This window comes from Kribbella koreensis (assembly GCF_039525325.1).
GTDB classification, from domain to species: domain Bacteria; phylum Actinomycetota; class Actinomycetes; order Propionibacteriales; family Kribbellaceae; genus Kribbella; species Kribbella koreensis.
The window spans coordinates 700,771-724,295 of the sequence record NZ_BAAAHK010000017.1; the positions used below are offsets into that span (position 1 = coordinate 700,771).

Here is a 23,525-nt window from a genome sequence, read left to right on the forward strand (position 1 = left end):
GTGATCAGCTCAAGGCTGTGACGGCGCGGGCTGCCAGTTGTTCGGCGTGTTCGATACTTCCTGGGTGCAGCCAACCTTCGTCGAGGGTTGGCGTGCCACCGTTGTTGACGGTCATTCGGTAGTCGAGGCAAGCCAGCCACAGCGGTCGCATGGTCAGGATCCGGGGGAGTCGCTGGAGTTCGTCGTCGGTGAGCTGGACGTGCTCGCGGTAGCCGCGCACGACGGCGTCGATGTTGTCCGGGTTGCCTTCAGCGGTGGTTCGGATGAGCCAGGCGAGTGCAGGGAGTCGCGGTCCTCGCCCGGAGCCGGCCCAGCCTACGATCGCGAGATCGCCGGGATGGCCGACGGCGGCCCAGAGATGATAGTTACTGTGAGTGAGCGCCTCGGGCAGTCCTTCGGCGTCGTCGGCGTTCTCGATCTGATCGCGCAGCCAGTCGAACTTCTCCCGGCCGGCCGCGCTCACTTTGCCCTCGACAGCCACGAGAAAGCTCATCGCCGCGGCCAGATCCTGTTTCGGTCGACCCACGTAGAAGCCGCCGTCGGCTTCCTCGGCACCGCCGTCTCTGGCGATCGCGCCGTCGGCCCGGGGGAGTGCGTGCAGTCGGCCGAGCAGACTGCCCAGTTCCTGGGCGATCTCGGCGTGTTCGCTGTTGCCGTGCTCGCCGCCCGGGCGCCCGCCTTCGATGAACTGGGTCACGATCACGCCGCTGTCCTCGAACACAGAGACCGGATCAGCGTGAGCGATCCGTTCAGCGGGGAAGTCGTGCGCAGCCAGGAAGCGCAGGATCTCTGCGTCGCCTTCGACCCGAGCGAGCTGATCGGCCGGCGACGAGAACACGCGGGCGATCCATGGCGGACCGTCCTCCCGACGGACAAACAAGGTCGACGGGTAGTGGCCGGGCCACGAGCCGTTGGGCCTGGTGGCCGGGTCGTCGTCGATGGGCGCCAGCGAGCTGATCTGGATGCCGTACCGCGTCTCGAGATGGTTCTTGAGGTCGGCGTGCTCGAACGGGCGGGTCCGGGCGAACGGCGATCGATTGATCTGCTCCAGATCAGCCAGTGCTTGCGTATACCGCTGACCGGTCTGGCGGGCGCGGTCGCGGACGGCGCGTTTGAAGCTTCCTTGCTTGGTCATGACAAGCCTCCTCGACATGTCTTCGCCCCCCCAGCGACGTGACATTCGATCCAGGCCTGGACACCAACGGTTGGCCTTGAGGGCGGATTCCCCTTCGCCATCTCGAAGACCCGGCTGGGGCAGATCTACAGAGGCTGGGCGTCGGCCGACGCCAGAACCTCATCCTAGGAGAGGGGCCGATTCCGTACTAGTTGACATAATGTCAGTTATCGGACATTCAGGGAGAAGGCTCAGGAGAGCGGCCAGGAGCTGTCTTCGACGCTGATGATCAGCTCGCCGCCCGTACGACGAGTTCTGTCAGCGGCTCTCAGAGCGTCCTGCTGTGGGAACCGTCGCCAGGTTCGTCGTAGCCGAGCCGTCTGGTGGAGCTCGGGATCCGGCGCCGGGTGTCGAAATGACGATGACCATCGAAGTCGATGCATTTATCCCCCGAAGACAGCCCGGCGGCCGGCGCCGGTTCCGTCATGCATAATCACCATTATGCAGCAGGTTTCAGCCGAGATTGTTGCCTGACGCAAGGAAGACGACCAGGGGAGTCGGGCATCGATCGCAAACTGTCGGTGGCGGCCGGTACAACTCCCCCATGAAGGTTCTCGCAGCTCAGTCGGCGTTCTTCGCTGCCCGGCGTCCTCGCAAGGACTCCCCCCACACCACCGACGCCTACCGCCGCGACCTGGCCGGCATCACCACGCTGCTCTGCACCCACCTCGACGTCGAGGCCGAGCACCTCGAGGTCGACGACCTCACCGCCCATGCTCTACGGGCCGCGTTCGGTGCGTTCGCCGACAGCCACGCCAAGAGTTCCGTGCTCCGCGCCTGGTCCACCTGGAACCAGTTCCTCACCTTCTGCGTGTCCGACAGCCTCCTGGCCGGCAACCCGATGGGGGCAGTGGCCAGACCCAAAACCCCTCCCCTCTCCCCCAAGCCTCTCCGCGGCGAGGACACCCCGGAAGTCCTACTCCGCTCGGTCGCCGACGGTGCCCGACAATCGCGTGACCCCTGGCCGGAGCGTGACGTCCTCGTCATCGCGCTCGGTCTCGTCGCCGGGCTGAGATCCGGCGAGATGCGCACCCTGACAGCGGATTCGCTGGCCGGCCGCGCCGGCGAGATGCGCCTGCACGTCCACGGCAAAGGCAGTCGCGACCGCTCGATCCCGGTCGAGCCGATCATGGCCAAGATCATCGAGACGTACGTCGATTCGTGCGTACAACGCTTTCCACGCAAGCGATTCGGCCGCTCCACCAAGCTCCTGCTGGACCGTACCGGCGAGCCGATCGGTCGTGGCGGCCTCGAGTATCTCGTGAAGTCCTGCTACCGCTGGGCCGGTCTGCACGATCGGGTCCCCGCCGGCGCGAATCTCCACGCTCTGCGCCACACGTTCGCCACCAGGCTCGCCGAGGACGGCGCGACCGCCTCCGAGATCATGCGGCTGCTCGGCCACGCCAGCCTCGCCACCAGCCAGAACTACATCGAAGCCACCGGCCGAGAGCAACGTGCTGCGGCCGCAAGCAACCGCACCTACCGCTCGCTCGACCAAGCAATCGGTGAGAATGAAGCGTGATCAGACAAGACTTCCTCGCCGTCGGTAGGTCCGCGGCGCAGCTGCTGCGCGAGCCGGCGGTCATCGAGGCATGGTCGAAGCCGAGCGCGCTGGAGGAGTTCAGTGTGAGCGGTCTGGCGGGTCACCTGGCCTTCCAGGTTCTCGCGATCCCGGAGATCGTCGCGTCACCGATCCCGACCGAGCCGACGATCTCGGTGCTCGACCACTACGCCAGGGTCGAGTGGATCGACGCCGGCCTGGACGACGAGATCAGTCTGCGGATCAGGTCCGGTGGCGATCTCGTCGCGGCGGACGGTCCCGTAGTACTGGCGGATCGGCTGGACGCGGCGCTCGACCAGCTCACCGCCGAGTTGCCGCAGATCGCCGACCGTCCGGTCCGGATCTCGTTGTGGGGGCCGTGGTCGCTGATGCTCGACGACATGTTGCTGACCAGGCTGATGGAGCTGGCCGTGCACTCCGACGATCTGGCCGTCAGTGTGGGGCTGCCGACGCCGGAGCTGCCGCCGAGGGCGGTGGAGACGGTGGTGGGTCTGCTGACGCGACTCTCCGTCCGGCGCCACGGTGCGAGCGCAGTACTGCGTACGCTGTCCCGGGCGGAGCGGGCACCGCGGACGATCACCGCCTTCTGACCCGCGCCGTCCATCTGTGCTGTGAGGAGCTCCGATGTACCGAAGGCTTGTCATCAAGTTGTCCGGCCAGGCGATCGCGGGATCGGCCGAGTTCGGCTTCAACAGCGACAGCCTGACGCATCTGGCGCGTGAGGTGATCGCCGTGCACGAGACCGGCGTCCAGGTGGCGGTGGTCGTCGGCGGCGGGAACGTGTTCCGCGGCAACCGGGCCGAGGACTGGGGTATCGACCGGGTCGAGGCCGACAACATCGGCATGCTCGGCACCGTCATCAACGCGGTGTTGCTGCGCGGCCGGCTCTCGGCGCTCGGTGCGAAGAACGTCCGGCTGATGACCGCGATCCCGATCAACAACCTGGCCGAGCCGTACATCCGGCTGCGCGCGCTGCGCCATCTGGAGAAGGGCGGCATCGTCTTGCTGGCCTGCGGAAACGGCCAGCCGTTCCACACCACCGACTATCCGTCGGTCCAGCGCGCGATCGAGCTGAGCGCGGACGCGCTGCTGGTGGCGAAGAACGGCACCGACGGCGTGTACGACGCCGATCCGAACCAGGTCGCCACCGCCCGCCGTTTCGACCGCCTCAGCTACCAAGAGGTCATCGACAAGGGCCTGGGCGTGATGGACCAGAGCGCGTTCATCCTCGCCCGCGACCACGCACTCCCCCTGCACGTCTTCGACATCGACCACGACGGCGCCGCCGCGGCGATCAGCTCCGGCGCCCACATCGGCACTCTCATCGATTGACCTCAAAGAGCACGGACCTGGAGCTCCGTCGACAGCGGTAGGTCCGATACCGACGAGCCGACGCGGAGCGTGAAGGTGCCGGGCTCGGTGGTCCAGGTGTTGTCCCAGTACTCGAAGGTATGGGCGTGCAGGGGGACGGTGAGCTCGCTGGTTTCGCCTGCCTCCAGGCGGACGACGGCGAAGCCGGCCAGCCAGCGGATCGGCCGATCCACCGTGCTTCCGGGGCGTTCGGCGTACACCTGGATCACATGTTTGCCGGATCGCCGGCCGGTGTTGTGGACGGTCACGGTGACAGAGGTCGCGGAGGCGCGGAGGTTGGACAGCGACCAGGTGGTGTAGCCGAGGCCGTGCCCGAAGGCGAAGGCCGGTTCGGTCCCGGCGCGGAGCCAGGCGCGGTACCCGATGTGGACGCCTTCGTCGTACCTGACCGTGCCGTCCCGCGGAGTGACAGCGATGACCGGTACGTCGGCCTCCTCGCGCGGCCATGTCGTCGGGAGCCTGCCACCGGGCTCGACGACGCCCAGCAGGACGTCGGCCAGTGCGTTGCCGTACTCCTGGCCGCCGAAGTAGGTGACCAGGAGTGCGGCGACTTCGTCACGCCAGGGCATCAGGACAGGCGAGCCTGCGTTGACGACCACGACAGTCCGCGGGTTCGCTGCGGCTACGGCTCGTACCAGCTCGTCCTGATGGCCGGGGAGCGCGAGGGTGGTCCGGTCGTGGCCTTCGGACTCGACCTTGGAGTTGGTGCCGACCACCACGACCGCTACGTCCGCGGCCCGGGCGGCCGCGACGGCCTCGTTGATCAGCGCCTGCGGGTCCGAGCGGTCCGGCTCGACGCCGACGGTGATGCTCAGGGCGTTGCCGAGATCCCCTTCCGAGCGCTGCAACTCCAGTTCCACGCGGACGTCGACCGGACGGCCGGCGATCACGTCGAGCGGGGTGGAGATGGATGGCGGTGACAGCAGGGCGGCGCCGAGGTCCGCCCCGACCGGTACGGCGGTGTCCTCGCGGAGAAGCTTGCCGTCGGCATAGATGCGGCCGCGGCCGACCGAGGCGAACCCGAGCAGCACCGCCCCGGACTCCCCCGGCGTGTACGTCGTACGGAACTCGAAGACCGACGTGTCGCCGACCGGCGCGTTCCCGCCGAGATAGACGAGCGCGCTGGAGAAACGATCCTCGGCGAACAGCTCGGAGCCGTCCTCGGCCAGGAAGCGGGTCCGGGCGCCGGGCCGGCCGGTCTCCGGGTTGGTCATCGTCGACAACGGCAGCTCCGCGACACCTTCTTGGACCACTGCGCCGATCGAGTACGTCACCTCGGTATCCGGCAGGGCCGCACGGAGTCCGTCGAGTGGCGAGACCACTGACGCCGGGATGACGGTCGCGCTGCCGCCGCCCTGGGTCCGCGCGTCCCGCGCGTTGTGCCCGATGACCGCGATCCGCTGGAGTGTGCTCGCGTTCCAGGGCAGCTCGCCGGCGTTGTGCAGCAGAACCGATCCTTCGGCCGCCGCCGAGCGCGCGAAGGCGACGGTGTCGACCTCCGGAACCGCAGCCGGCTTCTCGAACCCTTCGAGGGCGCCGACCCGGGCCGCCAGCGCGAGCAGCCGCAGCACCTTCCGGTCGATCGCCTTCTCCTCGACTTCGCCCGACCGCACGGCCTCGACCAAGGCATCCCCCCAGGCCCCGATCGGGCCCGGCATCGCCAGGTCCTGCGAGTGTTTCGCGCTTTCCACGCTGCGTACGGCGGTCCAGTCGCTGACGACGACGCCGTCGAAGCCCCACTCGCTGTTCAGCGGAGTCTCGAGCAGTTCGTTCTCCGACGCGGTCACGCCGTTGATCGAGTTGTAGGCGCTCATCACCAGCCACGCCTCGGCCTCGGTGACCGCCTGCTCGAAGGCGAGCAGGTACACCTCGTGCAGTGCGCGCTGGCTGACCACGACGTCCGCGGTGAAGCGGTCGGTCTCGAAGTCGTTCGCGACGTAGTGCTTCGGGGTGGCACCGACGCCGAGCTCCTGCACGCCGGCCACGTAGGCCGCGGCCAGGCCGGCGGTCAGTACAGGGTCCTCGCTGAACGCCTCGAAGTGACGCCCGCCGAGGGGCGATCGGTGCAGGTTGATCGTCGGACCGAGGACGACGTCCACCCCTTTGCGGCGGGCTTCGAGTGCGGACACCACGCCGTACCGGTGGGCGACGGCAAGGTCCCAGGACGACGAGAGCGCGGTCGCGGACGGGAGGTTGAGCGATGGGTCGCGCTCGTCCCAGACCGGGCCGCGGACACCGCTGGGACCGTCGGACAGAACCATCGACCGCAGCCCGATGCCGGACAGCGGGTGGGTCGACCAGAAGTCCTGGCCGGTGAGGAGCAGGACCTTCTGCTCGAGTGTGAGGCGACCGAGGAGATCGGTGAAGTCAGCGGGAGTCGGGCTCATGGGTGTCACTGTAGGCGTGAAAACCGAGTGATGCTAGGTTTTGGGACATGGCACAAAGAGGGCCGTACGCGAAGGGTGTCGCCAAGCGCGAGGAGATCCTGACCGTGGCGCTCGAGGTGATCGCCCGGCAGGGCTATCGCAAGACGTCGACGCGCGAGCTGGCCGGTGCCGTCGGGCTGAGCGAGGCGGGCCTGCTGCACTACTTCGGGTCGAAGGAGAAGCTCTTCGAGGAGGTCCTGCGGGCGCGGGACGAAGCGGACACGACGCGCCTGGGCGACGACTCCGACGCGGTCGGCAAACTCGGCGCCATCGTGCGGCACAACGCAGACGTTCCGGGTCTCGTCCAGTTGTACTCGACGTTCTCGGCGGAGGCCGGCGATCGGCAGCATGGCGCGCACGAGTACTTCGTGGAGCGTTATCAACGGCTGCGCGAGGCGCTGGCCGAAGGCATTCGGGACCGGCAGGCGCGCGGAACGATCAACACGGCAGCAGATCCGGAGAAGATCGCCACCGTCCTGATCGCCTTGTCCGACGGCCTGCAGATCCAGTCCCAGTTCCGGCTGCCGGACGAGCCGGCAGACCTGTTGGACCATCTGATCGAGCTGTTGCACCCCACGCCACGCAGCTGACAGCCGCCTGCACGCGGAAAACCGATTGCTGCACCGGAGCGGTCTCTGCTGTACTCCGGGTTGCGGCACCTCAGCCAAGTAGTTCTCACCAAGGAGCGCACGGAATGCGACCTCACTTCATGTTCACCCAGGAAGGCCATACCTCCTCTTCAAGGGACATGAAGCTGCGTGCGAACACTGAACTTGGGAATCCTGGCGCATGTCGACGCCGGTAAGACCAGCCTGACCGAGCGGCTCCTCTACGCCGCCGGGGTCATCGACGAGGTCGGCAGCGTCGACGACGGCAGCACCCAGACCGACTCGCTCGCGCTGGAACGCCGGCGCGGGATCACGATCAAGTCCGCGGTCGTGTCGTTCGCGATCGACGACGTCACGGTCAACCTGATCGACACTCCCGGCCACCCGGATTTCATCGCCGAGGTGGAACGGGCGCTCAGCGTGCTGGACGGCGCGGTGCTGGTCATCTCGGCGGTCGAGGGCGTCCAGGCGCAGACGCGCGTCCTGATGCGGACCCTGCAACGGCTCCGGATCCCGACCCTGATCTTCGTCAACAAGCTCGACCGCCGCGGCGCCCAGGCGCCCGAGTTGCTGAAGAGCATCGGGGAACGGTTGTCGGCCGGCGTCATCGCGATGGGAGCGGCGACCGGTCTGGGCAGCCCGGGCGCCGGCTTCACGCAGTACGGACAGGACGATCCCGACTTCTTGCAGATGTTGATCGAGGTACTTGCCGTCAATGACGATCAACTGTTGACGACCTTCGTCGAGAACGAGCATGCGCTGTCGTACGACGTCCTGCGCGGCAAGCTGGTCGAGCAGACGCGGCAGGCGCGCGTGCATCCGGTGTACTTCGGATCGGCGATCACCGGCGCCGGGATCGACGAACTGCTCGCGGCGATCCGCGAACTGCTGCCCGCGGCCGAGGGTGACGTCGACGGACCTGTGTCGGGGTCGGTGTTCAAGGTCGAGCGTGGACGGGCCGGGGAGAAGATCGCGTTCGTGCGGATGTTCTCCGGTGCGATCCGGACCCGGGATCGCCTGCGGTTCCACGGCGACCGGGAGTCGAAGGTGACGTCGATCAGCGTGTTCGACGGTGGTTCCGTGCTGACCCGGCCGGAGGTCACCGCTGGGCAGATCGGCAAGCTGTGGGGACTCGGCGAGATCCAGATCGGTGATGTGATCGGGGTCGAGGGCAGCAGCGCCGAGAGCGGCTACTTCGCTCCCCCGACGCTGGAGACGGTGATCGCGCCGGTGCGGCCGTCGGACAAGGGCAACCTGCAGGTGGCGCTGTCTCAGCTCGCTGAGCAGGATCCGTTGATCAACCTGCGGCAGGACGACATCCGCCAGGAGACCTTCGTGTCCCTGTACGGCGAGGTACAGAAGGAGGTCATCCAGGCGACGCTGGCCGGCGAGTTCGGGATCGACGTCACGTTCCGGGAGACGACGACGATCTGCATCGAGCGGCTGGACGGGATCGGGACCGCGGTCGAGTTCAACAAGCAGGATCCGAACCCGTTCCTCGCGACGGTCGGGCTGCGGGTCGAGCCGGCGCCGGTCAACGAAGGGGTCAGCTTCCGGCTCGAGGTCGAGTTGGGCTCGATGCCGTACGCGTTCATCAAGGCGGTCGCGGAGACCGTTCACGACACGCTGCGGCAGGGCATCCACGGCTGGCAGATCCCGGACGTGCAGGTGGTGATGACCCACTCGGGCTACTCGGCGCGGCAGAGTCACGCGCATGCGGTCTTCGACAAGAGCATGTCGAGCACGGCCGGCGACTTCCGCAATCTCACGCCGCTGGTCTTGATGACGGCGCTGCGGGAGGCCGGTACGACGGTGTACGAGCCGATGCATCACTTCCGGTTGGAGATCCCGACGGACACGGCTCGCGGCGTACTGGCAGCGCTGGCTCGGCTCCGGGCGATTCCGCAGGTACCGGCGCTGGGTGCTGAGACCTCTGTGCTGGAAGGGGAGATCCCGGCGGCTGCTGTCTATCAGCTGGAGCAGCAGTTGCCTGGGCTGTCCCGTGGCGAGGGTGTGCTGGAGTCGTCGTTCGAGCGGTATCAGCCGGTCACGGGTCCGATTCCCAACCGTCCACGCACCGACAACGATCCGCTCAACCGTCGCGACTACCTGCTGCACGTCCTCCGGCGAGTGTGACCAAGGCCTTCTCGACCTCGGCGAGGCGGAGGTCTCGTACCTCGCGGAGGTTGAAGGCGCCGCCGCGGTGGGGGCTGAGGACGACGTTCGGGAGTTCGTGGAAAGGCTCGGCCGATGCTGCTACTCCGGTGGCGGCGTCGGCCGAGGACGCCTCGGTCCACCAGACGTCGAGGCCGGCGGCGATCTCGCCGGTCAGCAGGCGGTTGTAGAGCGCTTTCTCATCGACCAGGGTGGCGCGTGCGACGTTCACCACCACACTTGGCGTTGGCAACCCGTCGATCACCTCGGCACTGAGCAGCCCGGCTGTCCTTGGTGTCGCGGGTGCAGCCAGTACGACGACCCGCGCGCGGCTGGCGAGAGTGGCGAACTCGTCCGTCGGGTGCACGAGCACGTCGCCATCGGCGTACGGCGAACTGGTACTCCCCCGGATCGCATGCACCTCCATGTCGAGCGCAACCAGCGACCGCGCCACCCGCCGGCCGACCTCGCCGTACCCGACGACCACCGCCGGATGCTCGGCCAGAATCATCGTCGGCGTCGGAGGTACGAACCGGGGCGTCCAGTCACCGACACGCATCGCCTGATCCGCCGGGACCAGAGCACGGGCGGCGGCCAGCACCAACCCAAGCGCGAGCTCAGCCGTCGGCCCGGCCATGTGGTGAACAGTCCGCACCGCGATCTCCGGGTGAGCACGCAGCAGCTCGGAGGTGGTCGCAGGCACTCCCGCGAACGGAATCACCAACGTACGCAACCGCTTCGATGCCGTCAGCAACTGAAGACTGGGCCGCCCCGCCACCAGCACGTCGTACGCCGCCCCCTCCGGCGGCACGTCGCCATCGCTGAACCACCACTCCGGATGCACCGCCGCCAGACGAGCAGCAGCATCGTCATCCAGTGCGTTCACCCCATGCACCCAGAAGTCGGTCACCGGCGCAAACTACCAACCCCACCCCTCCGGGGTCGGTAGTAGGCAGCAGCCGCTCCCGGCGGTGGAGTCAGGTCAGCGGGCCGCCCTGGAGTTGCTGGTGGCGGAGTTGGCTCAGCGGTTCCTGGCGAGATAGGACTCAAGGGCGTCTGCGGCGCCGGGTGCGCCGCCTGCGGTGTGGATGTGGGCGGCCATTTCGGCGAGGTTCTTGCGGATGGTCTCGTCGGTGGTGATCTTGTCGACGGTGGCTCGGAGGAGGTCGGGGGTGACGTCGTTGGGGAGGCGGTGGCCTAGGGCTAGCTCGGTGACTCGGTTGGCGTTGGCGGATTGTTCGGCGGTCTGGGGGTAGGTTGCCAAGGGCACCTGGTTGAGGAGGGACTCCATGACGGAGTTCATTCCGGCGTGGGAGAGGAAGACGTCCGCGTGTTGCAGGACGAGCGGCTGGGGGAAGTACGGGCGGATGTCGAAGTTGGCTGGGATCTCGCCCAGGTCAGCCAGGTTGACCTCGTTGCCGATTGCCATTGCTACGTTCCAGTTGGTGTTGCCGAAGGCTTTGGCGCAGGTGGTGAAGAAGTCGGGGCGGTCGTTGACGGCGGTACCGAGTGAGATGAAGAGCAGCGGTGAGCCGGGTGAAGTCCAGTCGGAGACGGCGGTACGGGCGCCGATCGCGGGTCCGGCGAAGTGGAAGCGGCCGTCGAAGGTCTCCCCCGACAGCTGGAACTCGCGTGGGATGAAGACCAGGTTCATCGGCGCGATCGCACCCGCGGTGGCGACCGTCTCGAGTGGTACGTCGAAGTCCTTCGCGTACTGCGCTCGTGCGGCCAGGAACTCCTGGAACTTCGGATGCGTCGGGTCGAAGTCGGCCGGCACCAGCGCCTGCGTGAGGTTGAAGTGCTCGTTCCCGGCGAAGTTCGCGACCGTGGACGCTTCCAGCAGCCCGAGCTTGGCGGCGAGGGCTGGGCCGATGAACGTCATCATGTCGTACACGAACAGATCCGGCCGATCGTCGACCAGCCACTTCTCAACCGCCGGCGTCACTCGTCGCGCGCTGTTCACGAAGCTGGACAGCATCCTGGCGAGGTCCTCGGTCGTCTGCCCGGTCCGGGCGACCTTGATCGCCTTCGGCTCCCAATCCAGCTCCACCAACTCGGCCCCGGCCGCTCTGACCGCGTCGCCGAACGCTGGTCCGGTCGCATAAGTCACTCGATGCCCGCGCCGGACAAGCTCGGCGACCAAGGGAAGAGTCGGGTTGATGTGCCCCGCGGCCGGGATGGTCAGGAACGCGATGTGCTTAGCCATTAGACCCACATCGTCTCCACCGCACGCCCCGACCTCCAACCCTTTTACCCGATCAGGCAGTACTACGTACCCGGATCAAGGTCGACGGCCAGCGTCACCGACTTCGGCGCGAACCCCCGGCTCTCGTACAGCCGCAGCGCCGCAGCATTCTCCGAGTACGCCGTGACGTGCATCCGCGCGGCTCCACGCCCCTTGGCCCACTCGACAAACGCATCCACCAATCGCCCGCCAACCCCTTGCCCTCGTTGGTCGCTGCGTACGTACATGCTCACCAGCTCAGCCTTGCTCCCGACCCACATATCCGACGCCTCGGCGAACATCCCGACCAGATGCCCGACGACTGCATCGCCGGCTGGCTTGGTTGCGTCGGGCTACTTCTCGGTGAGGTTGACTCCAGTGGCATCGGGCTACTGCTTGGTGCCGATGACCGCGGTGGCGTAGAGCTCTTCGGAGGTGGTGATGCGGGGGGTGAGGCCGGACTCGGTGAGGAGGGCGGCTGCGATGGGGGCTTGGGCTTCGGTTGTTTCAGTCAGCATGGTGCCTCCGGGGGCCAGCCAGGTGAAGGCTCCGGCGGCTACCTGGCGGACGATTTCCAGGCCGTCGGTGCCGCCGTCGAGGGTGGTGCGGGGTTCGTGGAGGCGGGCTTCGGCGGGAAGGAAGGGGATTTCGTTGGTGGGGACGTAGGGAACGTTGGAGAGCAGGACGTTGATGCGGCCGCGCAACGCGGGTGGCAGGGCGGCGTACAGGTTGCCTTGGGTGACGTGGCCGCCGAGGGGTTCGACGTTGCGGCGGGCGCAGGCGACTGCCACCGGGTCCAGGTCGGCGGCGTACAGGGCGATGTCGGGTTGGCCTGCGTGGACGGCGACGCCGAGGGCGCCCGAGCCGCAGCAGAGGTCTACGACGAGCGATCCTGGGTGGGTGAGCTGGAGGGCTTCGGCGACCAGGTGTTCGGTGCGGCGGCGTGGGACGAAGACGCCGGGGTCGAGCAGGATGCGCAGGCCGCAGAAGTCCGCGTAGCCGACGATGTGTTCGATGGGCAGCCCGGCGACGCGTTGCTCGACCATGTGGGCGAGCTCGGCGTCGTCGCGGGCTGCCGCGATCAGCAGGTCCGCCTCGTCCTCGGCGAAGACGCAGCCGGCGGCGCGGAGGGCGCTGACGATCGTTGAAGTAGTGATGCGGTCAGATTACTTGAACGCGTTGACCCCGGTGAGCTCGGCGGACAGCGTCCACAGCCGCGCGGCCGACGCCGGATCGACGGCATAAGGCCGGACGCCGGGCGCGTCGTCCGTCGACAACTCGGCGATCTCGCAGTCCTCGCAGAAGACACCGCCCTGGCCGTCGAGCTGCGGCGAAGTGGCCGCCCACACCGAGGTGGACGCGCCGCCTTCGGGCGTCTTGAACAGATCCGGCCGCGCCAGGTTGCCCTCTTCGTCGATCCACCCGAACCCGACCATCTCCTCCCGCTGCAGGTGCCGCTGCAACGGCGTCAGGATCCCACCCGGGTGCACCGCGAAGGCCCGTACGCCGGAATCCTTGCCCAAGGCATCGAGCTGCACCGCGAAGAGCGAGTTGGCCGTCTTGGCCTGCCCGTACGCCGCCCACTTCTCGTACCCCTGGGTGAACTGCGGGTCGTCCCACCGGATGTCCGACCGCCGATGACCCGACGACGACAACGACACCACCCGCGCACCACCGTCAGCGGCGAGTGCCGGCCACAGCTGGTTGGTCAGCGCGTAGTGCCCGAGGTGGTTGGTGGCGAACTGCGATTCCCAGCCCGGCCCGACCCGCGTCTCCGGGTTGGCCATCACGGCCGCGTTGTTGATCTGGATGTCGATCGACCGGCCGGAGTCGAGAAAGCCCGCGGCGAAGGCCTGCACACTGGCCAGGTCGGCCAGATCCAGCTCACCGACCTCGACACCGGAGATCTCAGCGAGCGCTTCGCGAGCCGCGTCCGGCCGCCGAGCCGGTACGACGACCTGGGCGCCCGCCTTCGCCAGCGCGCGGGTCGTCTCGATCCCGATGCCGGAGTAGCCGCCGGTGACGAGCGCGAGTTTGCCGCTGAGGTCGATGCCTGCGAGGACCTCGTCCGCCTTGGTGCCGTGCCCGAAGCCCGAGCCGATCTTGTGCTGTGGGGTGCTCATGGAACCGACAGTACGAACTAGAGCCGACTCTAGGTCAAGCTCGACTGTCAGGCATCCAGATGTGGATCTGCCTTCAGTGCCTCGGCGAGGCGCTGGAGAGCTGGATTCGGGCTGTCCGGACTCCACGCCGCATGCAGCGTCACCGAGTGCGCGTCCGCCGCGTCCAGCTCGCGGTACCGCACCCCCTGCACGCCCATCGCCATGATCGACCGCGGGATCAGCGCGCACCCCAGCCCGGCCCGCACCAGCGCGAGCATCGTCGGTACCTGCGACGCGAGCTGGCTGACGGCGTACCGGTTCATCCCGATCATCGCGGCGCAGATGTCGTGCAGGTACTGCGACCCTTCGGGGCTGTAGCCGATGTAGTCGTCCGTCACGTCGGCCAGCGAGACAGCGCTCCGTCCGTCGGCCAGCTTGTGATCGGCCGGTACGGCGAGCACGAGATCCTCCGAATGCACCAGCACCGAGTCGAACTGCGCCGGAATCGGCGGCCGGACGATGCCCAGATCGATCTCCAGATTCGCCAGCGCCTCGAACTGATCCGGACTCACCAGCTCGGTCAGCTCCGCCGTCACCGCCGGGGTCCGCTTGCTCACCATCGTCAGGAAGTCGGCCAGTACGGCGTACGCCCCGATCGCCGTGAACGCGACCCGCAGCGTCCCGGTCTGCCCGTCGGCCGCGCGCCGAGCCGCATCGGGCGCGACCTCGAGCAACGCGAGCACCCGCCGAGAGTGCTCGAGGAAGACCTGGCCGGCCGCCGTGAGCCGCACTCCCCTGCCGGTCCGGTCGAACAGGCTGACGCCCAAAGAGCGCTCCAGCCCCTGGATCTGCCGGGTCAGCGGTGGCTGGGTCAGGTTGAGCCGCTGGGCGGCGCGACCGAAATGCTGTTCCTCGGCGACCGCGACGAATCCACGCAACTGCTGCAGGGACAGATCCATGGCGATGCCCTCACGGTATCGGTCGATGCGGAAATGGGTTTGGACGAGCATAACGGAAAGCCCTTACCTTCGGGTCAACGAGATCCCGACCTGAGGAGTCAGCTTGTCCACACTTGCCGTGGTGATGACGCCCGACCGCGCCGACGACGTCTGCAGCCCACAGACCCGGGAGCTGCTCAACCAGCGGTTCGACGTCAGCTGGGCCGGTTCCGACCTGAGCCCCGAGGTGGTCGCCGAGCTCGCCGCCGGGAGCGACGTGCTCCTGACCAGCTGGGGTACGCCGCATCTCGACAAGGCGCTCTGGGCGGACGGCAACGGACCGAAGGTGGTCGCGCACGCGGCCGGCTCGGTCAAGAAGCTCGTCGACCCGGCGATCCTCGGCCAGGGCGTCGCCGTCTTCTCGGCCGGCACCCGGATCGCCTGGTCGGTCGGCGAGTACTGCCTCGCCTCGATGCTCACGCTGGCGCGCCGGCTCCCCCAGTTCGACCAGGCACTCCGCGCCGGCGGCTGGAAACAACCGCAGCTCAGAGGTGGCGAGCTCGCCGGCCAGCAGGTCGGCATCCTCGGCGCCAGCTCGACCGCCCGCGCGCTGATCACGCTGCTCAAGCCGTTCGGTTGCGACGTCGTCGTCTACGACCCGTACCTGACCAGCGAGCGCGCGCAGCAACTCGGCGTACGGGTGGTCGAGCTGGAGGAGGCGTTGCAGTCCCGGTTCGTCTCCATCCATGTGCCGGATGTGCCGGAGACGCGTGGGCTGGTGACGCGGAACCTGATCGAGCAACTGCCGGACGGCGCGATCGTCGTCAACTCGTCGCGGGGGCCGGCGGTCGATCAGCCGGCGTTGCTGGAGCACTGCCTCGACGGGCGGCTGTTCGCAGCGCTCGATGTGTACGATCCGGAGCCGCCGAAGTTCGGACCCGATGTGCTCGCGGCGTCGAACCTGCTGCTGACCCCGCACATCGCGGGCGACACGGTCGAAGGGCATCTCGCCTTGGCGGGCTACGTCGTCGAGGACGTCATCAGGTGGCTCGAGGACGGCGTTCGCGGGCCGGGTTTCGTGGATCCTGCGGTCTGGGCGATCGCGGCATGAGCAGGATCAGGTCGGTCGAGGTCTTCCCGGTCGCGGTGCCGTTCGCGCGGCAGTTCGTGCTGGGCAGCGGTGCGGTCGGTTCCCCCGACAAGGCGCAGGACCAGGCGGCGGCAGTGGTTTTCGTGAAGCTCACGACCGAGGACGGGGTGGTCGGTTGGGGTGAGCAGAGAGCGCTGCCCAGTTGGAGCTACGAGACGGCGGAGACGATCGCGGTGGTGATCAAGCGTCATCTCGAGCCGATTCTGCTGGAGCTGACGCCGTTCGACGTCGAGTTGTTTCACCAGCGGGTGACGAAGCGGTTGAGTCCTGCGGTCTCGAACGGCTTTCCGTTCGCGCGGGCAGCGGTCGACCTCGCGCTGCATGATGCCGCGGGGAAGCTGGCCGGCGTACCGGTGCATGCGTTGCTCGGCGGGAAGCTGCATGACGAGATTCCGCTCTGCTCGGCGATCGGCGTCGGGGCTCCGGACGTCGTGCGGGAGCACGCTCAGCAGTCGTCGGACTATTCGGCGTACAAGGTGAAGATCGGGGGCGACCTGGACTCGGACGCGGCCGCGATCGAGACGGTCGCGGAAGTGGCCGGCGCCAAGCCGCTGTGGCTTGATGCCAACCAGTCGTACCGGCCGAGTGCGCTCAAACAACTCCTCGACCGGACCAGCCATGTCCGGACGATTCATTGCGTCGAGCAACCGGTACCGAGTACCGACACCCTCGCCATGCATCGGCTGCGCGAGCTGATCGACCTGCCGATCGCGATCGACGAGGGCAGCTTCACCGCGCAGGACCTGGCCCGGGCGGTCCGCCTCGACGCCGCTGACCTGGTCGTCGTGAAGATCTGCAAAGCAGGCGGCCTGCGGAACGCGCTGAAGACCGCTCAGGTCGCGCTCTCCAACGGCATCGAGATCCTCGCCAGCGGCCTGACCGACTGCGGCATCGGCTTCGCGGCCGCCCTGCATCTGTTCAGCCAGCTCGAGCTGGCACTGCCCGCGGAGCTGAACGGTCCCGAGCTGCTGGAGGACCTGTACGTCGAGGGGCTCACCATCACCAAGGCCGTCGCAACGGTCCCCACCGCGCCCGGTCTGGGCGTCCAGGTCGACGAGGAGCGCATCCGCGCCGAGTCGATCACCCTGCTCTTCACCTAGAGGAGTACAGCAATGTCCCCTGAGCTGTCCCGCCGCAGCTTCCTGAAATACACGGGCGCCGCGGTCGCCGCATCCGGAGTACTCACAGCCTGTTCATCAACGCCCAAGAACGCGGCCACCTGGTCGATGTGGTCCAGCAGCCCCGCCGAACGCAAGGTCTGGGACGCCTTCAGCCAGTACGTCGAGCAGCAACTGAAGGTCGAGTCGATCCCGACCCTCACCCCGTCCGGCCCCTACCCGACCAAGCTCGACCTCCAACTCGTCAGCGGTACCGCGAGCCTGGTCACCGCACTCAACGGCACCCTGATCCCGACGTACGCCTCCCGCGGCGCCCACCAGCCGCTCGACGACCTGATCGCCGCCGACGCCGACTTCAAGACCGACGACTTCTACCCGCTGAGCCGGAAGATCTCGTCCTTCAACGGCAAGACCTACGCGATCGGCTTCGACGTCGCGCCGACGGTCATGTACTACAACAAGTCGATCCTGACCAAGGCCGGGATCGAGCTGCCGTCGAAGACCGAGCCGATGACGTGGGAGACCTTCCGCGATCTCGCGAAGGAGCTGACGAAGCCACCGGACCAGTACGGCTTCACCTGCGCGCCGGCGATCGACGATCTGGTCTCGTGGATCTACTGCGCCGGCGGCAACGTGATGAACGACGACCAGTCGGTCAGCACGCTGAACAGGCCGGAGGCGATGCAGGCGATCCAGTTCGTGATCGACCTGTTCGTCAAGGACCAGGCGACGCCGCCGATCAGCAACCTGGTGACCGAGAGCTCGCTGGCCAACTTCATGGAGGGCAACGTCGCCTTCATGCAGAACGGACCGTGGCAGGTGGTCAACGTCCGCAAGGCGAAGTTCGACTGGGACGTCATCCCGTTCCCGGCCGGGGCTGCCGGCAGTACGCCGAGAGTCTCCGGCTCGTCCTTCGCGATCCCCTCCGGTGTCAAGGGCAAGGATCTCGAGCTGGCCTGGCGACTGCTCAAGACCCTGACCAGCACCGGAGCCCTCGACATCTACGCGAAGGCCGGCCGCAACAACCCAGCCCGGCTGTCCGCCGGCAGCGCGTTCAAGCCGCCGCCCGACAACCTCGGAGTCGTGCAGGACATCCTCGCCGGCAAGGTGGCCGGCGGGCACGCGTTCGACGTGACGACCAACTGGAACCAGGTCAAGCAGCTGCTCGGTCAGGACCTGCCGCGAACGTTCCTCGGCCAGGTGTCCGTGCCGGACGCCATCGACGGGCTGACGCCGCGTCTCGACGTACTGATGAAGCAGCACCAGGACAACATCCGCCAAGCCGAAGCCCGGAAGGGGTGATCCCGGATGGCTGTCGACACCCTGCCGGCAAGACTTCCCAGCAAGCCGAAACCTTCACCGACCGGACCGACGCCACGCTGGCGGAACAAGGAGACGCTGGCCGCCTGGCTGTTCATCCTGCCCAGCCTGATCGGCTTCCTGATCTTCACCGCCGGGCCGGTGGTCGCGGCCGGAGTGATCTCGTTGCTGAACTGGAACCTGTTCAGCAGCCCGACCTGGGCCGGCCTGAAGAACTTCACCCGGCTCGGCCCTGACCCGACCTTCTGGTCGGCGCTGGGAAACACGGCGTACTTCACCTTGGTGAGCGTTCCGTTGACGATCCTGGTGAGTCTCGGGCTGGCCTTGCTGCTCAACCAGGGGCTGCGCCGGATCGCCGTCTTCCGATCACTGCTGCTGTTGCCGTATGCAACGATCACGGTGGCGGTCGCGTTCGTCTGGATCTGGCTCTACATCCCCCACGGTGGCCTGGTGAACACCGTGCTGGGATGGTTCGGCATCGACGGGCCGGCCTGGCTGATCAGCGACCACTGGGCGATGCCCGCGCTGATCGCGATGAGTGTCTGGAAGAGCTTCGGCTTCGGCATGGTCGTCTTCCTGGCCGGCCTGCAGGCGATCCCGCAGCAGCTCTACGAGGCGGCCAGGGTCGACGGCAGTTCGGCCTGGCAGAGCTTCCGCAGCGTCACGCTGCCGATGCTGTCGCCGGCGCTGTTCTTCGTGATCGTGACCTCGATCATCGGCTCGTTCCAGGTCTTCGACCAGGCGCTCATCATGACGAACGGCGGGCCGGGATCGCGCACCACGACGCTCGTCATGTACATCTACCGGACCGGCTTCGAGAACTACGACCAGGGGTACGCCGCGGCGCAGTCGCTGGTCCTGTTCGGGTTCATCGTCGTCATCACCGCGGCACAGTTCGTGCTGCAGCGGAGGCTCGTCCACTATGACAACTAACGCCCTGACCCCGCTGCTCAAGAACCCGGTGGCGACTCGCAAGCTGGTCGTGTTCGCCTGCTACCTGGTCACCGCGCTGACGCTGGTACCGGTCGTGATGATGGTGCTGGTCGCGTTCCAGTCCGATGCGGAGTCGATGGCTGCGCAGCCGTCGTTCTGGCCGAGCAGTTGGCATCCGGAGAACCTGAAGCGGGCCTTCGAGCTGGTCCCGCTCGGCCGGTACCTGCTCAACACGATCATCTTCGCGGCCGGTACGACGCTGCTGGAGACCGTGACGGCCGCGCTGGCGGCGTACGCGTTCGCCCGGCTGAACTTTCCCGGCCGGAACTGGCTGTTCGGGATCTACCTGGCGACGCTGATGATCCCGTCGCAGGTGACGCTGATCCCGCAGTTCATCCTGGTCGCGAAGCTGCACGGCATCGACACCTGGCCGGGGATGATCCTGCCGCACGCGTTCACCGCGCTCGGCGTCTTCCTGCTGCGGCAGTTCTTCCTCGGCATCCCGCGCGACTACGAGGAGGCCGCCCGGCTGGACGGCGCCAATCGGTGGCAGGCGTTCACCCGGGTGATCGTGCCGCTGGCGGTGCCGGCGATCGCGACGCTCGCGGTGTTCAAGTTCATCGGTCAGTGGAACAACCTCCTGTGGCCGCTTGTCATCTCCAACAGCGACTCCACCCGTACGGCGGCCGTCGGGCTGCAGGTCTTCCAGGACACCAACGGCACGCAGTGGAACCTGCTGTTGATGGCCGCAACCATCACCACCGTCCCGTTGATCGTGCTCTTCTTCCTCACCCAGCGCTGGTTCGTCCGAGGCATCACCATGAGCGGGCTTGGAGGCCGCTGAAACCATGACCTATACCTGGTCCGTCTTCACCAAACCCTGGTCCGGCCTGCCCGGCGACGAGCTGGGCAAGCTCGTCGCCGGCCTCGGCTTCACCGGCGCCGAGATCCCCGTCCGCGACACCGCCTTCGTCACCCCGGCCACCGCAGAGTCCGACCTGCCACCCTTCGTCGAGCAGCTCCGGGCTGAGGGCGTCGAGCCGATCAGCATCGCCAGCGACCTCTCGGAGGGCGCGTTCTCGGCAGCGGCCAAGGCGGGCGTCCCCATGATCCGCATCATGGCCCCCGTCGGCCCCGACGGTTATGCAGCTTCGGTACGCCGGATCCGCCAACAACTCGAGGACGCGGCGGCCCTCGTGACGCAGTACGGCGTACAGGTCGGTGTGCAGCAACACCACGGCAACTTCGTCACCTCGTCCCTCGGCGTCCTGCACTTGCTGGACGGCCTGCCCGCCGAGTTCAAAGTCGTGTGGGACGCGGCCCACGACGCCCTCGCCGGCGACGACCCCGCCATCACGCTCCCCCTGGTCAAGCACCGCCTCGGCATCGTCAACCTCAAGAACGCGAAGTACCTCCGGACCGGCGAAGGCTGGAAGACGTGGTTCGGCCAAGCCGGCGACGGCCTGGCCGACTGGTCAGCCGTCTTCGCCAACCTCCATGACTTCACTGGCCCGATCTGCCTCACCGGTCAGTACTCCGACCCGTCCGTGCCGGTGGAAGAGCGGCTCAGAATCGATCTGCGCACCGCTGTCACATCTGCCGCGGCCGCTGCGTCAGGGGAGTATGACTGAACGGATGAAGAACCCGGCGATGATCCTGCCGGACGCGATGACCGGGATCCAGAACATCTACAAGGCGATGTACAAGGGCGGTGTCCCCGCCACGACGATGGAGCTGGTCCACTTGCGGGCCAGCCAGATCAACGGGTGCTCGGCCTGCATCTTCGGCGGGATCGACAGTGCGAAGAAGCACGGTGAGACCGATGAGCGGTTGCATCAGGTGGTGGCCTGGAGGGAGTCGAACCTGTTCACCGACGCTGAGCGCGCCGCCTTGGCGATGACCGAGGCGGCGACCCGGCTGGCCGACCGGCCCGACGCGGTCACGGACGAGATCTGGGACGCCGCGACCGACCACTTCGACGAGCAGCAGTTGGCCGCGATCGTACTGATGATCGGGCTGACGAACCTGTTCAACCGGCTCAACACCACCGTCCGCGCGCAGGCCGGAGCCACCTGGAGCTGACGTCCACCCAGGCGCCGCCTGAGAACCGCACGGGCCTTGAGCCTGGCGACTACACCGATGCCCTGGACCTGCGGGTCGGCTGCAGTGCGGCCCGCAGGGCGGGGGCGATGATCCGGCGGACGTCCGCGTCCGACATGGTTGCCGCCGGGCGCAGCGGGTTGAGGTAGCGAGTGAAGATCAGGCCGCCGATCACTGCGACGGCGGCAGTGGCGCGATCGGTGGCGTCGGGGCCGCGGAGAAATTCAGCAATCCGGCCGTGGATCTCCCGTTCGAGGAATTCCTGCAGGACCTGCATCACGTCCGCGTCCTGCGGCGCCATCCGGGTCAGCTCGGCCAGCGGCTCGGCGTCGGCCCACATCTCCAGTACGGCCTCCAGCAACCGGTCGGCAAAGCCCGGCTGGTCGCCTTCGAGCGCGCGCACCATCGCGGCGGACTTCCCGCACCGGAACTGCATCGCCTCGCCGAACAGGCCTTGTTTCGAACCGAAGTGATAGCTGATCAGCGCCGAATCCACCTCGGCCGCCGCAGCGACCTTGCGGACCGTCGTGCCGCGATAGCCGTGCTCGAGGAACAGGTCGTAGGCAACAGAGCTGATCCGGTCCTTGGTGGCCGGGTTGCCCCGCGGCCGCCCACGCGATTTATTCATCAGCGTTGAATATCCCTGCCCGTCAGGCGCACTGTCAAGCACGTCACCGGATCGCCCGGCGACAGTGAGGGAGCAGCATGCGCATCGTCGTTTTCGGGGCAGCAGGATCGACCGGCCGGATCCTGGTCGGGCAGGCACTGGCGGCCGGTCATGAAGTCGTCGCCGCGGTCAGACGGCCGGAGTCGGTCCCACCCAGGGCTGGGCTCGAAGTCGTACGAGCTGATGTGACGGACGCGGCGTCGGTTCGTACTGCGATCGCGGGGGCCGACGCGGTCTATTCGGTCGTCGGTGGCAAGCCGTCGCGGAAGCCGGTGGAGCTCTACTCGACGGCGGCGCGGAACCTCGTGGCCGCGATGCACGAGACCGGTGTGAAGCGGCTGTTCGTGATCAGCTCGGTGGTGCTCGAACCGGGGTGGCGACCGAGCAATGCCTTCTTCTTCAACAACGTTCTCGACCCGCTGGTGAATCGCGTGGTGGCGCGGACGACGCACGAGGACATGCGCCGGATGGAGCGGATCATCCGGGACAGCGGGCTGGACTGGACGATCGCGCGGCCGAGCGGGTTGTTCGGCAACGGTGAGGTGACGGCGTACGAAGTACAGGAAGACCAGGCCGACGGGCTGTTCACCGCGCGTGAGGATCTCGCGGCGAGTCTGCTCGCCCAGGTGGACAGCGACGCGTACGTCGGGCGCGCGATGGCCGTCATCACGACCGCGGTGAAGCCGAACGTGGCCAAGCTGATCTGGCGAGAGGCCATCATGTCCTCATGAAGTACATGCTGTTGATCTATGGGAACACCGAGACCTGGGACGCGCTGGACGCGGACGGGATCGAGGCGGTGTACGACGTACATCGCGCGATCCTGGCCGAGACCCGGGCCAGCGGCGAACTGCTGGCCTCCGACGGGCTGACCAGTGACCATGCGCGAGTGGTCCGGGTCACGGACGGCATGGCGGCGGTCACCGACGGGCCGTTCACGGAGGCCAAGGAGGTGCTGGCCGGCTACTACCTGCTCGACTGCACGCTCGAGCGCGCGACGGAACTCGCCGCGAGGCTTCCGGAAGCCCGCTACTCCCCGATCGAGGTCCGCGCGCTGACGGAACCGATCAAGGAATAGCTGCCGGCGTTCCAGCGACTTGCCGGTCTCAGCTCGGCGTTGACCTGAGACCGGCGAGCCACTGATGCGGCCGGCGTCCCCAGCCGCAGGCTGGGGTTCATCCGGTCTTGTCAGCCCAGCTCGTTCAGCTGGGGTGGCTCGGCGCGAGGGTGACCCCACCTGAGGCGGGTTGATCACCCATCCCCCGGCCACCCCGGACGAACAGTGTCGCGCCCGGCTTGGGCGCCGGAGCACCCTCGTCGAGACGCAGGGTGGTGGTGAGACCGTTACTGAGCCTCAGCACCGCCACGCGGCGCGGTTGCCCGGACAGGATCGACGAGTTCACCTCGTGGACGCCGGTACAGACCGCCGGTTGAACCGCAGCCCGGCCGAGTTGCGAAGTACCGTGACTCCTCACACCACGGCACTGCTCGGCGAGCTCTTTCAACGCTGACACACATCCCCCTCTCATTGTTCCCCCGAGGAACAGTTGTTGACGGGACAACTGCAGTCCTGCGGTTTCTGCCGCTGATGACGGAGCAGCAGTTGCCACAATTCCGGGCCTGACGGGGCACGGAAGTGATCCCGGAAGCCTTGCTCACAGTGACGGTCTTTTCAAGGG

25 protein-coding genes are annotated in these 23,525 nt (G+C 67.4%); 14 read left to right on the plus strand and 11 right to left on the minus strand.

The window, feature by feature from the left end:
* Positions 1–4 precede the first annotated feature (4 nt).
* Complete coding sequence (locus tag ABD116_RS32755) at positions 5–1,135, minus strand: phosphotransferase enzyme family protein (RefSeq protein ID WP_343979296.1); 1,131 nt, start codon at positions 1,133–1,135, stop codon at positions 5–7.
* A gap of 307 nt (positions 1,136–1,442) precedes the next feature.
* Positions 1,443–1,601 carry a hypothetical protein gene (locus ABD116_RS32760; RefSeq protein WP_343979299.1) on the minus strand — a complete coding sequence of 53 codons (159 nt, stop codon included), beginning with the start codon at positions 1,599–1,601 and terminating at the stop codon, positions 1,443–1,445.
* Between the two features lie 117 nt (positions 1,602–1,718).
* On the opposite strand from ABD116_RS32760, the gene ABD116_RS32765 reads away from it, so the two are divergent.
* From ABD116_RS32765 to pyrH, 3 genes are read left to right on the plus strand one after another with little or no spacing between them, the layout of a single operon-like run.
* On the plus strand, positions 1,719–2,696 hold the full coding sequence (locus ABD116_RS32765) for a tyrosine-type recombinase/integrase (RefSeq protein ID WP_343979303.1): 978 nt from the start codon (positions 1,719–1,721) through the stop codon (positions 2,694–2,696).
* Positions 2,693–3,325 (plus strand): maleylpyruvate isomerase N-terminal domain-containing protein, encoded by a 633-nt coding sequence (locus tag ABD116_RS32770; RefSeq protein WP_343979306.1) that lies wholly within the window; start codon positions 2,693–2,695, stop codon positions 3,323–3,325. Before ABD116_RS32765 ends, ABD116_RS32770 begins: the two co-directional genes overlap by 4 nt.
* 34 nt (positions 3,326–3,359) lie before the next feature.
* On the plus strand, positions 3,360–4,067 hold the full coding sequence (gene pyrH / locus ABD116_RS32775) for a UMP kinase (protein WP_343979309.1): 708 nt from the start codon (positions 3,360–3,362) through the stop codon (positions 4,065–4,067).
* A gap of 2 nt (positions 4,068–4,069) precedes the next feature.
* Here pyrH and ABD116_RS32780 read toward each other — a convergent pair whose 3' ends face one another.
* Positions 4,070–6,493 carry a glycoside hydrolase family 3 protein gene (locus tag ABD116_RS32780; RefSeq protein ID WP_343979312.1) on the minus strand — a complete coding sequence of 808 codons (2,424 nt, stop codon included), beginning with the start codon at positions 6,491–6,493 and terminating at the stop codon, positions 4,070–4,072.
* Positions 6,494–6,540: 47 nt separating this feature from the next.
* On the opposite strand from ABD116_RS32780, the gene ABD116_RS32785 reads away from it, so the two are divergent.
* Positions 6,541–7,122 carry a TetR/AcrR family transcriptional regulator gene (locus ABD116_RS32785; RefSeq protein WP_343979315.1) on the plus strand — a complete coding sequence of 194 codons (582 nt, stop codon included), beginning with the start codon at positions 6,541–6,543 and terminating at the stop codon, positions 7,120–7,122.
* 168 nt (positions 7,123–7,290) lie between these two features.
* Positions 7,291–9,276, plus strand: coding sequence for a GTP-binding protein (locus ABD116_RS32790; RefSeq protein ID WP_343979319.1), 1,986 nt, complete (start codon positions 7,291–7,293; stop codon positions 9,274–9,276).
* On the opposite strand, the gene ABD116_RS32795 is transcribed toward ABD116_RS32790, so the two are convergent.
* From ABD116_RS32795 to ABD116_RS32820, 6 genes are all read right to left on the minus strand, one after another.
* Positions 9,233–10,204, minus strand: coding sequence for an NAD(P)-dependent oxidoreductase (locus tag ABD116_RS32795; protein ID WP_343979322.1), 972 nt, complete (start codon positions 10,202–10,204; stop codon positions 9,233–9,235). The two genes, ABD116_RS32790 and ABD116_RS32795, sit on opposite strands and share 44 nt — an antisense overlap.
* A gap of 111 nt (positions 10,205–10,315) precedes the next feature.
* Entirely contained in the window at positions 10,316–11,500 is a 1,185-nt protein-coding gene (locus ABD116_RS32800; RefSeq protein WP_343979326.1) for a macrolide family glycosyltransferase, read from the minus strand.
* Between the two features lie 62 nt (positions 11,501–11,562).
* Positions 11,563–11,829: a GNAT family N-acetyltransferase gene (locus tag ABD116_RS32805; RefSeq protein WP_343979501.1), complete on the minus strand. Its 267-nt coding sequence runs from the start codon at positions 11,827–11,829 to the stop codon at positions 11,563–11,565.
* Positions 11,830–11,907: 78 nt separating this feature from the next.
* Positions 11,908–12,675 carry a putative protein N(5)-glutamine methyltransferase gene (locus ABD116_RS32810; protein ID WP_343979504.1) on the minus strand — a complete coding sequence of 256 codons (768 nt, stop codon included), beginning with the start codon at positions 12,673–12,675 and terminating at the stop codon, positions 11,908–11,910.
* A gap of 9 nt (positions 12,676–12,684) precedes the next feature.
* Positions 12,685–13,641, minus strand: coding sequence for an SDR family NAD(P)-dependent oxidoreductase (locus ABD116_RS32815; protein WP_343979330.1), 957 nt, complete (start codon positions 13,639–13,641; stop codon positions 12,685–12,687).
* 47 nt (positions 13,642–13,688) lie between these two features.
* Complete coding sequence (locus tag ABD116_RS32820) at positions 13,689–14,579, minus strand: LysR family transcriptional regulator (protein WP_343979333.1); 891 nt, start codon at positions 14,577–14,579, stop codon at positions 13,689–13,691.
* 103 nt (positions 14,580–14,682) lie between these two features.
* Between ABD116_RS32820 and ABD116_RS32825 the strand changes: the two genes are divergently transcribed.
* From ABD116_RS32825 to ABD116_RS32855, 7 genes are read left to right on the plus strand one after another with little or no spacing between them, the layout of a single operon-like run.
* Entirely contained in the window at positions 14,683–15,669 is a 987-nt protein-coding gene (locus ABD116_RS32825) for a hydroxyacid dehydrogenase (protein ID WP_343979335.1), read from the plus strand.
* Positions 15,666–16,808 carry a mandelate racemase/muconate lactonizing enzyme family protein gene (locus ABD116_RS32830; RefSeq protein ID WP_343979338.1) on the plus strand — a complete coding sequence of 381 codons (1,143 nt, stop codon included), beginning with the start codon at positions 15,666–15,668 and terminating at the stop codon, positions 16,806–16,808. The genes ABD116_RS32825 and ABD116_RS32830 overlap by 4 nt, the downstream gene beginning before the upstream one ends.
* Positions 16,809–16,820: 12 nt before the next feature.
* A complete protein-coding gene (locus ABD116_RS32835; protein ID WP_343979340.1) occupies positions 16,821–18,128 on the plus strand; it encodes an extracellular solute-binding protein in 1,308 nt (435 codons plus the stop codon).
* 6 nt (positions 18,129–18,134) lie between these two features.
* Positions 18,135–19,079 carry a carbohydrate ABC transporter permease gene (locus ABD116_RS32840; RefSeq protein WP_343979343.1) on the plus strand — a complete coding sequence of 315 codons (945 nt, stop codon included), beginning with the start codon at positions 18,135–18,137 and terminating at the stop codon, positions 19,077–19,079.
* Entirely contained in the window at positions 19,069–19,923 is an 855-nt protein-coding gene (locus tag ABD116_RS32845) for a carbohydrate ABC transporter permease (RefSeq protein ID WP_343979346.1), read from the plus strand. Before ABD116_RS32840 ends, ABD116_RS32845 begins: the two co-directional genes overlap by 11 nt.
* 4 nt (positions 19,924–19,927) lie before the next feature.
* The gene (locus tag ABD116_RS32850) at positions 19,928–20,710 is read left to right on the plus strand and encodes a sugar phosphate isomerase/epimerase family protein (RefSeq protein ID WP_343979350.1); all 783 of its coding nucleotides are present in this window, start codon (positions 19,928–19,930) and stop codon (positions 20,708–20,710) included.
* Positions 20,703–21,161, plus strand: coding sequence for a carboxymuconolactone decarboxylase family protein (locus ABD116_RS32855; protein ID WP_343979353.1), 459 nt, complete (start codon positions 20,703–20,705; stop codon positions 21,159–21,161). The genes ABD116_RS32850 and ABD116_RS32855 overlap by 8 nt, the downstream gene beginning before the upstream one ends.
* A 49-nt stretch (positions 21,162–21,210) precedes the next feature.
* Here ABD116_RS32855 and ABD116_RS32860 read toward each other — a convergent pair whose 3' ends face one another.
* Positions 21,211–21,807, minus strand: a complete 597-nt coding sequence (locus ABD116_RS32860; RefSeq protein WP_343979356.1) for a TetR/AcrR family transcriptional regulator — start codon at positions 21,805–21,807, stop codon at positions 21,211–21,213.
* Between the two features lie 77 nt (positions 21,808–21,884).
* On the opposite strand from ABD116_RS32860, the gene ABD116_RS32865 reads away from it, so the two are divergent.
* Both ABD116_RS32865 and ABD116_RS32870 read left to right on the plus strand, forming a co-directional pair.
* Positions 21,885–22,577 carry an NAD(P)-dependent oxidoreductase gene (locus ABD116_RS32865; RefSeq protein WP_343979358.1) on the plus strand — a complete coding sequence of 231 codons (693 nt, stop codon included), beginning with the start codon at positions 21,885–21,887 and terminating at the stop codon, positions 22,575–22,577.
* Positions 22,574–22,924: a YciI family protein gene (locus ABD116_RS32870; protein WP_343979361.1), complete on the plus strand. Its 351-nt coding sequence runs from the start codon at positions 22,574–22,576 to the stop codon at positions 22,922–22,924. Before ABD116_RS32865 ends, ABD116_RS32870 begins: the two co-directional genes overlap by 4 nt.
* Positions 22,925–23,048: 124 nt before the next feature.
* On the opposite strand, the gene ABD116_RS32875 is transcribed toward ABD116_RS32870, so the two are convergent.
* Complete coding sequence (locus ABD116_RS32875; RefSeq protein ID WP_343979364.1) at positions 23,049–23,360, minus strand: hypothetical protein; 312 nt, start codon at positions 23,358–23,360, stop codon at positions 23,049–23,051.
* Positions 23,361–23,525: the final 165 nt, after the last annotated feature.